Origin of the sequence: Sphingobacterium sp. UME9 (genome assembly GCF_014170215.1) — a bacterium.
Taxonomy (GTDB): Bacteria; Bacteroidota; Bacteroidia; order Sphingobacteriales; family Sphingobacteriaceae; genus Sphingobacterium; species Sphingobacterium paramultivorum.
Genome location: NZ_LZZP01000006.1, coordinates 77,020 through 90,872 on the forward strand (window position 1 = coordinate 77,020; position 13,853 = coordinate 90,872).

Here is a 13,853-nt window from a genome sequence, read left to right on the forward strand (position 1 = left end):
TAAAAAACTATAAGCCAATAGATAAATTAAAACTAACACTCTTCATAATTGGATAGTTAAATCCGTCGCCAGAACCCGTTCCGATCTCCGGATCAGATTTGCCTAGATTACCGACATCGAGATCCTTCGTTTTTTTGTAAAGAGGCGACCAGGTCCATAAGTTTTCGCCCGAAAGTCCAGCCCGAAGACTACTAATTTTTAACCTGTTGGTTACAGATTTAGGAAAACTGTATCCGATCTGTATATTTTTCATACGTATATAGGCAACGTTCTGCAGATATCTTGTCTGTGGCGTTGTTTTGATAGATTCATTGTACCCAGCATAGCGAGGAAAATAACCGTTTGGATTGTCTTCAGTCCAATAATTGTTGAGGTGCCATTCCGGCAAGTTGTTGTAAGGTCGATTGTATTGTCCCCAAAAAATAGATTCATTGCTCGGGTACCAATTCTGCTTACCCACACCCTGGAAGAAAGACGATAAATAAATACCTTGCCAATCCAGATTAAGGTTAAAACTATAGATATATCGTGGATCGGTATTACCGATAACAGTTCTGTCACCATGGCTATAAATCGTATTATTTCCATAATCGATTACACCATCACCATTTAGATCCGCAAAACGCACGTCACCTGGATATATTGTACCATTGTTTGACGATTTGATCAATTTTTGCTTTGCAGCACCATCAATTTCCGCCTGATTCTGAAATAAACCCTGCGTTACATAGCCCCATATTTCGCCGATGCGCTGGCCTTCATAATACGATCCATCTTTGATTAAACCCTCTTTATTTTCGTAACGGTCTATATTGGATCTATAATCAGCCAAAGTACCCCTTACGGACCAATTGAAAGGACTACCGTTCAGATCGAATCTATCCTTATAAGTCAGGCTCACTTCAAAACCTTTTGTGGTCATGTCAGCATAGTTTCCTTTCGGCGACTCCGCACCAAAGATATCAGGCAAAGCTACACCTAAGGTATACATATTTAAGGTCTTGCGTTGATAGATATCGCCCGTAAAAGTCAGTTTTCCATTTAAAGACGATAGATCAAGACCTAAGTTTGCCGTGCGCGCTGTTTCCCAAGTTAAGTTATCGGGGATCACCTTAGGCACCGAGGTATACGCCGGCTTCTGTCCGTTCAATACCCGATCCATAATCTTGATCTCGTAAATATCCAAATACGAATACGGATCGACATTACCATTACCCAATGAGCCATAGGACGCTCTTAGCTTCAGATCAGAAAGTGCTCTTTTGTCCACCTGGAAGAATGGCTCTTCAGAAATACGCCAGCCCACGGATGCGGAAGGGAATAGTCCCCATCGTTGATTTGTCGGAAATTTGGACGAACCATCGTAGCGGCCATTAAATTCAAAAAGGTAACGGTCCTTGAAAATATAATTGGCACGCATAAATACTCCGACATTACGGTACTTGTTATATCCCGCTGTCGCTGTGGTATTCTGCCCTACTGCCAGGTTGATATTTTCAACATCATCATTGAGTAGACCTGTTTTGGTAATATAGGTTGAATTATACGTACGCTGTTCATAATTGTATCCGAGCAAACCTTTAAAATAATGATCGCCTATTGTGCGTTCATATTCACTGTAGAGATTTCCAAACAAGTAACGGTAGCGTTGGTCTACTTGATAAATATTGTCGTTCATACTTGTTTCCAACCGCAACATTTTTCCCTCCTGTGTGCTATATGGAACCGGCACACGGACTCTTACCGAATTAAAATCGCGATTTCTAAAAGTCAGATCCCCTTTAATGCGGAACGTATTGTTGAAAAACTTAGTCTCGAAAGAAGTTGTATTGCGGAGATCCTGATTAGCCGTATTCGTACCATTCTTACCGTAGATAAAATCCCCTACCGTATAGGCTGCAGAGAAACTCATAGATCCATCAGGGTTAAAGATCGGCGAAGAAGGGTGTCCCTCATCGGCAATATTGCGCCAGATATTTCCACCTTCACCAGCAGTCGATGGGTCTCTATATTTGGCATAATTAAAATCGATATTATTGCTTATCCGTAACCAGTCGGTGACCTGAAGTCCCGCTTTTGCACGTGTATTATAGGTCTTATATTTATCACTGTTGTAGCGGTACAGGCCATTGTAGTCGTAAGCACGTCCAGAAATATAGTAATCCATTTTTTCTGAATTACCACTGATGGAAAGGTTGTGATCCTGGACAAACGTATTATCCTTGATCAACGTACCGTAATAATCTTCATTACCGTAGTATACATAATTACCTTTATCGTCGACAGTGACCTGTTCGGTAATGCCCTGTTCTTTTCTTCTCTTAAACTCTTCCAGCCAATCTGTTGTAAAGATCTGTGTCTTGTTAAGCTTGCTCGGAATCGAAGAATAATTATTCCAGGCATTATAAGCTGTAAAGAAATGCGAAGCATATTCATAACCATCTGTCACGAATTTGGGCAAGGTTACAGGTTTTTGAAAAGAGCCACTTCCTGAATAGTTGATTGAAGTTTTTCCGGACTTGGCACGTTTCGTTGTGACCAAAACTACCCCGAAGGTACCGCGGGAGCCGTAAATCGCAGATGAAGCCGCATCTTTGAGTGTAGTTACACTTTCAATATCATTGGGATTGATCGCCGAAAGATCACCCTCGACACCATCGATAAGCACAAGTGCACTTCCACCCTGACCAATGGAAGTTGTACCACGGATATTGAAACTTGGTGCACGATTGGGCTTACCATCTGCTGGGGTTACATTCAAGTTGGGAATTACACCTTGGAGCATCTGGCTTGCATTACCCAGTACGCGTCCCTCAAAAGCTTCTGATCCCACTTGGTCTACTGCACCGGTAAGATTCACTTTTTTCTGCGTACCATAACCGACCACCACGACTTCCTCCAGTTCGGTATCTTTGGATTCCATGATGATATCGATCTGCCCTCCCGTCACGCTGACGATCTTTTCACTGTAGCCTATCCCTGTCAATTTGAGTCTTTGCCCCATAGTGGCTTCGATCGTGAACTGACCCGCTACATTCGTTGAGGTTGTTTTTTGGCTGGTTAAATTGGTAATGGTAATTCCGGACAAGCTTGTTCCGTTTTTGTCTTTTACCACCCCTTTCACGGTAGATTGAACTGCAATACTGTGCACCTCTTGATTCAATTTGACATAATCACGCTCTACATTAGCCCAAGTGGGGTATGAGAGACCCAATGCCATACTGATTAGTAATGTTTTTTGCATTTTTAGTCTGGTTTAGAATTTTGCATCAAAGTTGATGCTTTGACTTGGTTTATAATTTACCGTAATGTTAACAAATATTTAATTAATATCAACAACATTAGTACCTAAACAGGTTTAGCATACCATTAAATAATCAAAATTTATCTTTTAGATAACATAAATCATAAAAACAAGCCTTGAGACATCTAAAAGTTAATCTATTCAACTCAAAAACCTAAAGTCTCATTTTTCAGAATCCAGAAATACGTTAATTGACCGCGAAGGGATTACGCAATAGCCATTGTTTAGTACATTTTTTCTTTCCCTGTTTTTCTTGAACTAGTTCAATGAACAGCAAAATTAGCCCGCCTAAATTTGGATATACAACAAATGCTTTGGGTATCTCTAAAGGATAACAGCAACTCCAAAGCGGTGCATAGATCATTGACTTATCAGATTATTTTAATACGAAAAACAAATTGACGATATATCGTCAATTTTAAAAACCAACAAAACACTATAGAAAACTAAAAATCAAAACAATAAGAAAAAAGGTAAAAGATTTGAATCTCAACAATTATCAAACAACAAAAAATTCATATTTATGAAACCATCACTAGAACTATTGTCGCCAAGCAACCATGCATTGGTATTGATCGACTTCGAAGGCCAAATGGCATTTGCCACAAAAAGCATTACCATGGAAGAGCTTCGCAATAATGTCGCCGTAATCTGCGGTGCTTCCAAGATTTTCAATGTGCCGACCATCGTAACCACAGTCGCGGAAGAAAGCTTTTCAGGTCCTGTTTTTCCGGAAATTGAGACATATTATCCACAAGCCAGTACAGATTATATCGACCGAACTAGTATGAATACCTGGGAAGATGAGGCCGCTTATCAAGCCATAACAGGCACAGGTAAGAAAAAACTGGTACTGGCAGGCCTATGGACAGGTGTATGTATCGTTGGGCCAGCCTTATCTGCACTAGCGGAGGGATATGAAGTTTATGTCATTGCCGATGCCTGTGGTGATGTAAGTCAAGAGGCACATGAGCGTGCTATGCAACGAATGATTCATATGGGTGTAAAACCGATCACTGCTGTACAATACCTTCTGGAATTACAACGCGACTGGGCCCGTCAGGAAACCTATGTAGCTGTAACAGACCTCATGAAAAAACATGGCGGCAGCTATGGCTTAGGGATTCATTACGCCCACAATATGCTAAAACACGGTTAATTCAATTGTAAAAAAATATTTATTCAAAATCGTACCTCGTGCAACAGCAACAGACCATATTCAATTACATCCGTCAAGCGGCGCTCGTATTGTCGATACTCAGCCTATTTCCGCATTTTTCCAAGGGTCAAACGTACAAATTAATGCGTTTCGAGGAAGATTACAGCGCTCTCGCAGACAGTACACGTTATGGTTATCAAAAGCTCAAATATAGCCCTTTAACTGCTGACAGAAAATTATGGCTTTCGATGGGTGGCGAGGCACGGTTGGAATATGTCGATTTTAACAATGAGGACTGGGGACGCGTAAAGCTTGGGCATAACAACTTTCTACTGCAACGTTATAGTCTGCACGCCGATCTACATTTCGGGACGCGTCTCCGTCTTTTCACCCAACTTCGCTCAGCCCTGCAGCATGGCCGCAAAAATGGTTCACGCCAGATCGATGAAGACCAACTGAATGTACAGAACCTATTTATAGATGGAACGCTGTTCAAACAAAATGATAAATCAGTATTGATTCGCCTTGGCAGGCAGGAGCTTGACTATGGCTCCGGCCGCTTAATCTCCGTAGGTGAAGGCCCAAATGCCAGAAGATATTTCACTGGAGCAAAACTAGCTTACAACAGCAGTAAAGTGAATATCGAAGCATTTGCCATGATGGCAGATACCATTAGACCGGGCATATTTGACAACAAACCTTCCAAACAGGTGAACTTGTGGGGAGCATACGGTAAATTTATTGTTCCTCAACAGGCCAATCTCGACTTATATTACATCGGCATCTATCGCGACCGTTCTGCTTTTGAGGAGGGTATAGCACAGGAAACCCGCCATACCGTAGGAACCCGGATCTGGAAATATGGCGGTGGATTTATTTACAACCTTGAAGGAGCTTATCAATTTGGATCTTTTGGCCACGGTAAGATATCAGCATGGACTGCTTCCGTCGATATCGGCTACCTCTTTGAGAATACGGTACTCAAACCATCCATCAATCTACGTAACGACTATATTTCAGGGGACAAAAAGGCTGGAGATGGCAATCTGCAAACTTTCAACCCCATTTATCCCAAAGGCGGATACTTCGGTTTTAGTCCACAGATCGGTCCCGTCAACTTGATTGACATTCACCCTTATGCCACACTAGACCTTCTTTCCAAACTCAAGATGCAGGTCGACGTGGTTTTCAACTGGCGGCATACCTTACAAGACGGTTTATACAGGCCAAGCGGATCTTTTAACCTGCCTGGATCTGCTTCGCGTAAACGCTATATCGGCACGGCTTATCTAGCCAACTTTACCTACGCCGCCAGTAAGCAATTGTCGCTGGTAACAGGTATTCAATATTTCAAAACCGGCACTTTCATTGAAGACATCATTAGCACACCAAAAAATGGAATTTTCTTCAATAGCAGGATCGCCTTTAAATTCTAAAATCATGAAAACAATAAAGAGACTCTTTCAAAAGAAAACATGTCAATGGGCACTGATCGCCTTGTTTGGCACCCTGGCGGTCACTCCGATACAATCCTATGCACAAGCAACGGCGGCAGCTCCTATTAAAACCACAGCAATAGGCACAAGTACCATCTGGGGAAATGTCGATGGACTTGCTATTGAAGGCCTCGTTCAAGGCCCTTCGGCTGCTGCAAGTGATCTGCAGGTAGCCTGTGTATTTGAATATACCGAGGGCGATATCTTTATCTCCCCGCCGGCATTGCCTGCCGCATTGAATGGTCTAGTACATTTAGATGAAGCTTTACATGGTACGTTAACTGAAATACGTAAAACAGGAAAATTTAAAGGACATGCACTTGAAACCATCCTCTTTGCTCCAAGCCAAAAGGGCACGCTCGCAAGTAAAAAACTGTTGTTGATTGGGCTTGGCAAACGGGAGGACTTCCATGCTGAACTGATGAAGGATGTAGCCCATGTTGCCATGCGCGAAGCGCTTAGATTAGGTGTCAAAGATTTTAGTTTTGCGAGTGATCTCAAAGATGCAGGTGTGGATTCGCCGACTGCTCTGGTCGCAGAGAATGTTGTTCTCGGGTGTATCGATGCCTTCAGAACCCAAAAATGGTTGGGCGAAAAAAATATGGATCAACAACCGGTATTAAACAAGATCACGTTACTAGCCGGACCGGCATTTTTTGAAACTGCTGGCGAAGGCATCAAAAACGCGATTTCTTCCTTAAACAATTAAACAAACCAGATTATGAAAGCAGACCTTATTCTATATAACGGAAAAATAACCCATTTCGGCCACAACCAGGAAGTTGTTACCGCTGTCGCGATCCAAGATGGTAAATTTGTTGCAATCGGTTCGGACAGCGATGTCCTTAAGCTTGCCAGCACACAGACAAAATTGATTGATCTAGGCGGTAGACGTGCTGTACCGGGCATCAACGATTCGCATATCCACCTGATCCGTGGTGGACTCAATTATAATCTTGAATTGCGCTGGGATGGTGTTCCATCATTGGCCGATGCATTACGTATGCTCAAAGAGCAAGTTGACCGTACGCCACATCCCCAATGGGTTCGCGTAGTGGGTGGCTGGTCCGAGTTTCAATTTGCCGAACGTCGTATGCCAACTTTGGCTGAGATCAATGCCATTGCGCCCGATACCCCCGTTTTTATCCTTCATCTCTATGACCGCGCACTGCTAAATGCTGCTGCACTGCGTGCCGTAGGTTACACCAAAGACACACCCGCTCCTCCAGGCGGAACCATTGAACGGGACAGCCATGGCAATCCCACAGGATTGCTGATTGCAGCGCCCAATGCCATGATCCTATATTCAACCTTGGCAAAAGGACCTACACTTCCCTACGAAGAACAGGTTAATTCGACCCGACATTTCATGAAGGAACTCAATCGCTTTGGAATTACCAGCGTTATCGATGCTGGTGGCGGTTTTCAAAACTATCCCGACGACTATAAAGTCATCCGTGATTTACATAGCGAAGACCAGCTTACGGTTCGTATCGCCTACAACCTTTTTACACAAAAGCCCAAGCACGAATACGAAGATTTCCAGCAATGGATAGACAGCGTTCCTCTCCACCAAGGCGACGACATGTACCGCCACAACGGCGCTGGTGAAATGCTTGTTTTTTCGGCAGCAGATTTTGAGGATTTTCTGCAGCCTAGACCTGATCTCAGTGAAAATATGGAAGCCGAACTCGAAAAAGTTGTTCGCTTACTCGTGAGTAACCGATGGCCATTCAGATTACATGCCACATACAACGAAAGTATCAGCCGCTTTTTGGATGTATTTGAGAAAGTCAACCGCGACATTCCGTTTGACGGATTGGCCTGGATTTTCGACCACGCCGAAACAATAGACGAACGTAATATTGAACGAACCAAAGCGCTAGGTGGTGGTATTGCCATCCAAAGCCGCATGGCCTATCAAGGTGAATATTTTGCAGATCGATATGGCGCTACTGCGGCCGAACAAACACCCCCTGTCAAAAAAATGCTGGCCATGGAAGTTCCTGTAGGAGGTGGATCCGATGCAACCCGCGTGAGCAGCTACAATCCCTGGGTGTCCATGTACTGGCTTACCGCAGGAAAAACTGTTGGTGGACTCCAAATATACCAAGACAGCAAGCTTGACCGCATAACAGCGCTACAGCTCTATACCAAAGGCAGTGCTTGGTTTTCACAAGAACAACAAAAAAAGGGAGATATTGCTGTGGGAATGCTAGCTGATTTAACGGTACTTAACAATGACTATTTTACGGTAGAAGATGAAGCTATTAAGGAGATCGAATCCGAACTTACTGTCGTAGCGGGCAAAATTGTCTATGCGGAAGGTGATTTCAGTTCCTTCTCTCCCCTACCGATCCCCATTCTACCCGATTGGTCACCTACAAAAAGCTACGGTGGCTATTATAGTGTTTCGAAAACAGCTCAAAAAAGCATTACAACTGCATCAACAGCTCAAAGTAGCATTGTAAATTCCATCCATCTGTGTAGCGGCAGCTGTCAGGTACATGCACACGATCACAATCAAGCCCGAATGAGTAACATCGCGATAAACAATTACACCGCATTCTGGGGAGCCCTAGGCTGTTCATGTTTTGCATTTTAAAACACTGGAAAGATGGAAATACTTCAAAAACTTTTTTACACCGATTTGGGCAATACGGCCAATAACATTGCCATACTGATCTTTCGAGTTCTATTTGCCTGGGAATTATTGACCGTGCACGGTCTCAAAAAAATTCAGAAAGGCCCACAAGCTGAACCTGAACATATCCCAAATCCTTTGCAGCTACCCGAAAAACTAAACGCCGCAGTAGCCCAGTTTGCAGACACTATTGTTCCTTTTTTTGTTGCACTGGGCTTACTTGGAAGGTTAGCGCTATTACCGACAATAGGAGTCACCGCAGTTGGCTATTTCGTCGTACACCGTCACGATTCACGCGAAGTGCGCGATGTTCCATTTATGTACACACTATGCCTTTTGCTCCTCTTGCTCATCGGCCCTGGAACTTATTCAATCGATCATTACATTTACCAACTACTCACAAAATAAACATATGAAACCCCATATCGGAATACACGAAAATAATCTAGCTGAATCGGCACATATTCTTTCTAAACTCTTAGCCGATGAATACCTGCTCTATACGAAAACGAGGAATGCACATTGGAACATTGAAGGAGCCGATTTTTACAACAAACATCTCTTTTTTGAAGCGCAGTACAACGAACTCGATGAGCTGATTGACAGTCTTGCTGGGCGCATCCGCAGCCTAGGGCATTATGCACCTGCCAGCCTAAATCAGTTTCTGGCGCTGACACAGTTAACCGAACAGAAAAGGTCAGGCAATGACAGTACTGCTTATATCAAAGAATTATTAATGGACCACGAAAGCATTATTGTTTCATTGCGCGAAAACATCGACCATTTTGCCGTAGCACTAAAGGACATTGGAACAAGCGACTACGCAACAGGACTTCTGGAAACTCACGAAAAAATGGCTTGGATGCTACGTGCGCATTTATCATAAAACCATGGAAAATCAAAACAAAGCACATATAACGACACTTGTTCTCACACTTGTTGGAGGGTATTGTGACACTGTTACTTTTGTCGCAGCTGACAAAATATTCTCGGCCCACGTGACAGGGAACTTTATCGTCTTCGCCTATCAGCTTATCAATGGCGGAGATATCACGGCCTGGATCAAATTAGCAACCTTCCCTGTATTCGTCACCGCAGTGATGGCAGGCGGATGGCTTACCTCACGCTCCCATAAGAAAAATACCGTCCTCTTTGTCGAAGCCCTATTACTTGTTATTGCAGGTTTGCTGGCAATTTTTCTTCCGGTAGAGGATTCCAAAACCGTAATGTATAGCTTGGTTATGCTCGTCGTATTCGCTTTGGGCATGCAAAATGCATTCGGAAAACTATTTACCAAAGCAACTCACGGACCGACAACCATGATGACCGGAAATGTGACCCAAGCGTCGCTAGACCTCTGTGTACTTATCGCCAATAAATTTAAAAATCCAGACACCAACGTCAGCTTTGGGAAGCAGCTGATCACCTTATCAGGTTTTTTCATCGGATGTTTGGCTGGAGCCTATTTTGGTAAACAACTTGGATTAACTTCTATTATATTTGCAGGTATAGCGATGCTCGTCTGTTATTTCCTTTCGAAGGACAAGGATCAATAATTAGGATAAAAGCATCAAGCAAATAGAGCAAGTTACCGGTAGAAAGATAGCTTGCTCTATCTTATAACGTATGTCACCTTAATGAGAATTTATCTAATACTTAGCATTTTTATCCTTTCGATCTTTAATACATTCGGTCAGGACAACACGACTATTCATCGTCTGCTAGACAGCATATCGCATGAAAAGGATCCCGGACAAAAAGCTCGTATGCTTTATGAAGCCGCTAAATGTTATCTGGAAAAACCAGGTGAATCAAAAAAAGACCTAGACAGCGCCTTATGGCTTAATGGGACATCCCAAAAACTGCACCTCTCAGTCAACCTTAAAACCGAAGCCGCGCTAAATATGCTTCTGGATGCCCGAATACAAGAGGAAATGGGTAAACCTGACCTTGCAAAAAGCCAGAAAAAGGCTAGTTTACTTTTTGCAAACGCTCATCAGCTTGCTAAAGCCTCGGCCATGATTTACCTGTCCATGGCTAACGACATCAAAGATGTGGACTTTCATCAAAAGACCAGCTTATTCCAGCAAGCGTTAGAACAAGCCAAAAAGACAAGTGACAAATCACTTGAGCCCAAAATCCTGATGGAACAATCCAGCTTCCTTTCCAATTATGGGGATTATAAAGGTGCCATAGCAACTGCTCATCGAGCCGCTGTATTAAAAAAACAGACCAGCGATAAAAATATCAGCCAGGAGCTTGTGTCCGTTGCCGGCAATCTCCGGATGCTCCTGCGCCTCAAAGAAGCTTTAAAATATGCACTCGAAGCCCGTCGGGTAGTGGAAAACGAAAGCACAACGACAACCAAAGATGATTTAGCTGCCGTGTACAATATTGTGGGATTGATCTATTACGATCTCAAATCCAATAAAGAAGCCCTAGAAAATTATCAAAAGGCATTTGAAATCGCCAAAAGTCAAGGTGACAGATATGGCATCCATACGATCACACTCAATTTAGCGACCATTCTATCGCGTCTCAATCGCGTTTCAGATGCACTGAATCTGCTTGATAATGTCACCAAAGATTACGCGTCCGATATCTATTCCATACGCTATGCCTATCTGTATACCATGCTATACACAAGAAATAAAAACACAAAAAAAGCTTATCCCTATTATCAGGAACTCTTAACCTATTACAAGACCGGGAATATCACTGGGCAGGAAAGACATATCATGATGATTGGAATTACGAGCTATCTTTTTGCAGATGGACAGATCAAACAGATGTATCCTTACCTTGAAGAAATAGAGCAATCAATGACCAAAGAAAGCAGTCTGCTCCGTGCCTCCGAATTGCGGAAACTCTATTATCTGGCCGACTCCGCCCGCGGTGATTTTAAATCCGCATTCAAAAACTTGGCGGCTTTCAAAACTATCAGCGATTCCATTAACAGTGTAGAGCGGGCCAAGGAGCTTACCGCCTTACAATTAGATTATCATACCGAAAAAAAAGACCATGATATCGTCCTCCTTAAACAAAAAGGTCAGCTGCAAAAATCACTGCTTGAACGGGAGGCTATTATACGAAACGTGTTCATAGGCAGCTTCGTCGTCCTGTTGATCTTCGCAGGCTTTTTGTATATCCAAAATGCCATAAAAAAAAGAAGTAATGCAAAACTAACGCTCAAACAGGAAGAAATTAATGCCCAGAATGAAAAGCTAAAACAGCTGATCGCTGAAAAAGAATGGCTACTAAAAGAAATTCACCATCGCGTCAAAAACAACATGCAGATTATTATCAGTCTGCTCAATACACAATCGGCTTATCTTGAAAACGAAGACGCCATCAGCGCAATTCAAAATAGTCAAAATCGAATGCATGCGATGTCTCTGATCCATCAAAAACTATATCAAACAGACAACCTTTCTCGCATTGACATGAAATGGTATATCCAGGAACTGACCGAATATCTCAAAGATAGCTTTCAATCCGAAAAATCAGTTAAATTTGAGATTCAGGTAGATTCGATTACACTGGATGTTGCACAAGCGGTCCCAGTTGGACTTATTCTCAATGAAGCAATCAATAATGCAATCAAACATGCTTTTGCTCAAAGAGAGGGAACTGTTTTTATCAACTTCAGGCGAATCAGAGCTACTCCTTACGATCTCTTGCTTAGCATTGCCGACAATGGTATCGGAATACAGAAAGATCTTAGCAGTAGTGATAGTGACTCTTTCGGCATGAATCTCATGCAAGGGCTAACTTCCCAGCTTGACGGAGAATTTAAACTGACATCTGACCAAGGTGTTTTCATTACCATTCAATTTTCACAGAAAGAAGGCGAAATTTAAGACGAATTTTATGCAAAAAGGAAACAAGATCTTAATTGTAGAAGACGAATTTATCGTCGCTAATGATCTCAGGATGATCCTCAAAAAAAACGGTTATGAGGTCGTTGGTATAGCGTCTTCTGTGTCGCAGGCCAAGACAATTATCGCGACAACAAAACCGAATTGGATACTACTCGATATCCTATTAAAGGGAAGTGAAACAGGTATCGACCTCGCTATTGAACTGAACAAGCTGGAGCTACCGTTCCTATTTATATCGGCCAATACCAACCAAGGTATTTTAGAAGCGGTGAAAGAGACAAGGCCCTATGGTTTTTTGACAAAACCATTTCGCGAAAAGGATCTTTTCATTATGCTCGATATTGCCAATGAAAGGCTCCATTCGGAAAACAAGGCCGAGGAACCGAAAATTAAGTCCATTGAAAACAGAAGCTTAAAAAATCAGCTCATCGGTACAAGCCCAGCCCTTAATGAGGTACTTTCACAGGTCGAATTGGTTGCTCCTACAGACACCTCCGTCTTGCTCCTTGGCGAAAGTGGCACAGGTAAAGAAAAGATTGCGCAGTCATTACATCAGCTTTCGTTGCGCAAGCAGCAGCCTTTGGTTGTAGTCAATTGTGCGGCCATACCATTATCCCTTATGGAGTCTGAATTATTTGGTCATGAAAAAGGAGCCTTTACAGGGGCACAAAATAGAAGAATTGGTAAATTTGAACTTGCGGACGGGGGAACCATCTTTTTGGACGAAATTGGTGAACTACCGTTAGAAGCGCAGACCAAATTACTCCGTGTGCTTCAGGAACAAGAAATCGACCGTGTAGGTGGAGAGCTGCCCGTCAAGATCAATGTCCGTATTATCGCGGCGACTAACCGCAACCTGGAACAGGAGGTCGCCTTAGGCAACTTTAGACTAGACCTCTATTATCGGCTCAACATCTTCCCAATTGCTATTCCGCCACTTCGAGAGCGAACTGGAGATATTGAGGTGCTGGCCAATTATTTTCTAGCCTTTTACGCCACGAAACTCAAGAAAAATGTCACAGCCTTTTCTGCTCATGTACTTGCCAATATGCAAGCTTATCCATGGCCGGGAAATATTCGGGAGATGCAGCATCTTATTGAAAGGACGGTTCTGCTTGCAAAAGACCCTATCATCAACGACATGGTATTTATTGAACACCTGGAAAGTAAAATCTCAGATTTTTCATCTCAAAAATTAGCATCCCTTGAAGAAATTGAACGAGAGCATATTTTGCGTGTACTTGAATCATGTAAGGGCAAAATTTCAGGCCCAAGTGGAGCAACAGAAATCTTACAGATCAGTTCATCCAGTCTATACAGCAAAATGAAAAAATTCGGAATTAAATCCGACTTTTATTGATAACAAGAT

10 protein-coding genes are annotated in these 13,853 nt (G+C 42.7%); 9 read left to right on the forward strand and 1 reads right to left on the reverse strand.

Going from position 1 to position 13,853, the window contains the following annotated elements; translation table 11 throughout:
• Nucleotides 1–7: 7 nt before the first annotated feature.
• Nucleotides 8–3,244: a TonB-dependent receptor gene (locus A9970_RS12295; RefSeq protein ID WP_182982473.1), complete on the reverse strand. Its 3,237-nt coding sequence runs from the start codon at nt 3,242–3,244 to the stop codon at nt 8–10.
• Between the two features lie 583 nt (nt 3,245–3,827).
• Here A9970_RS12295 and A9970_RS12300 point away from each other — a divergent pair.
• From A9970_RS12300 to A9970_RS12340, 9 genes are all read left to right on the forward strand, one after another.
• Nucleotides 3,828–4,463, forward strand: a complete 636-nt coding sequence (locus tag A9970_RS12300; RefSeq protein WP_075991584.1) for a hydrolase — start codon at nt 3,828–3,830, stop codon at nt 4,461–4,463.
• Nucleotides 4,464–4,501: 38 nt separating this feature from the next.
• Nucleotides 4,502–5,899, forward strand: a complete 1,398-nt coding sequence (locus A9970_RS12305) for an alginate export family protein (RefSeq protein ID WP_310889286.1) — start codon at nt 4,502–4,504, stop codon at nt 5,897–5,899.
• A 4-nt stretch (nt 5,900–5,903) separates the two neighbouring features.
• Nucleotides 5,904–6,668, forward strand: coding sequence for a M17 family peptidase N-terminal domain-containing protein (locus tag A9970_RS12310; RefSeq protein WP_182982474.1), 765 nt, complete (start codon nt 5,904–5,906; stop codon nt 6,666–6,668).
• A 12-nt stretch (nt 6,669–6,680) separates the two neighbouring features.
• The gene (locus A9970_RS12315; protein WP_182982475.1) at nt 6,681–8,564 is read left to right on the forward strand and encodes an amidohydrolase; all 1,884 of its coding nucleotides are present in this window, start codon (nt 6,681–6,683) and stop codon (nt 8,562–8,564) included.
• A gap of 12 nt (nt 8,565–8,576) precedes the next feature.
• On the forward strand, nt 8,577–9,011 hold the full coding sequence (locus A9970_RS12320; RefSeq protein WP_182982476.1) for a DoxX family membrane protein: 435 nt from the start codon (nt 8,577–8,579) through the stop codon (nt 9,009–9,011).
• Between the two features lie 4 nt (nt 9,012–9,015).
• Nucleotides 9,016–9,489, forward strand: coding sequence for a Dps family protein (locus tag A9970_RS12325; protein ID WP_182982477.1), 474 nt, complete (start codon nt 9,016–9,018; stop codon nt 9,487–9,489).
• A gap of 4 nt (nt 9,490–9,493) precedes the next feature.
• A complete protein-coding gene (locus tag A9970_RS12330) occupies nt 9,494–10,159 on the forward strand; it encodes a YoaK family protein (RefSeq protein ID WP_182982478.1) in 666 nt (221 codons plus the stop codon).
• Nucleotides 10,160–10,240: 81 nt separating this feature from the next.
• A complete protein-coding gene (locus A9970_RS12335) occupies nt 10,241–12,463 on the forward strand; it encodes a histidine kinase dimerization/phosphoacceptor domain -containing protein (RefSeq protein ID WP_182982479.1) in 2,223 nt (740 codons plus the stop codon).
• A 10-nt stretch (nt 12,464–12,473) separates the two neighbouring features.
• Nucleotides 12,474–13,844 (forward strand): sigma-54 dependent transcriptional regulator, encoded by a 1,371-nt coding sequence (locus tag A9970_RS12340; RefSeq protein WP_182982480.1) that lies wholly within the window; start codon nt 12,474–12,476, stop codon nt 13,842–13,844.
• The last annotated feature ends 9 nt before the right edge of the window (nt 13,845–13,853 follow it).

Bases quoted from the DNA above. Each gene is read 5' to 3' on its own strand.
- A9970_RS12295 (WP_182982473.1), bottom strand. From the start codon at position 3,244: ATGCAAAAAACATTACTAATCAGTATGGCATTGGGTCTCTCATACCCC.
- A9970_RS12310 (WP_182982474.1), top strand. From the start codon at position 5,904: ATGAAAACAATAAAGAGACTCTTTCAAAAGAAAACATGTCAATGGGCA.
- A9970_RS12315 (WP_182982475.1), top strand. From the start codon at position 6,681: ATGAAAGCAGACCTTATTCTATATAACGGAAAAATAACCCATTTCGGC.
- A9970_RS12300 (WP_075991584.1), top strand. From the start codon at position 3,828: ATGAAACCATCACTAGAACTATTGTCGCCAAGCAACCATGCATTGGTA.
- A9970_RS12340 (WP_182982480.1), top strand. From the start codon at position 12,474: ATGCAAAAAGGAAACAAGATCTTAATTGTAGAAGACGAATTTATCGTC.
- A9970_RS12335 (WP_182982479.1), top strand. From the start codon at position 10,241: ATGAGAATTTATCTAATACTTAGCATTTTTATCCTTTCGATCTTTAAT.
- A9970_RS12330 (WP_182982478.1), top strand. From the start codon at position 9,494: ATGGAAAATCAAAACAAAGCACATATAACGACACTTGTTCTCACACTT.
- A9970_RS12320 (WP_182982476.1), top strand. From the start codon at position 8,577: ATGGAAATACTTCAAAAACTTTTTTACACCGATTTGGGCAATACGGCC.
- A9970_RS12325 (WP_182982477.1), top strand. From the start codon at position 9,016: ATGAAACCCCATATCGGAATACACGAAAATAATCTAGCTGAATCGGCA.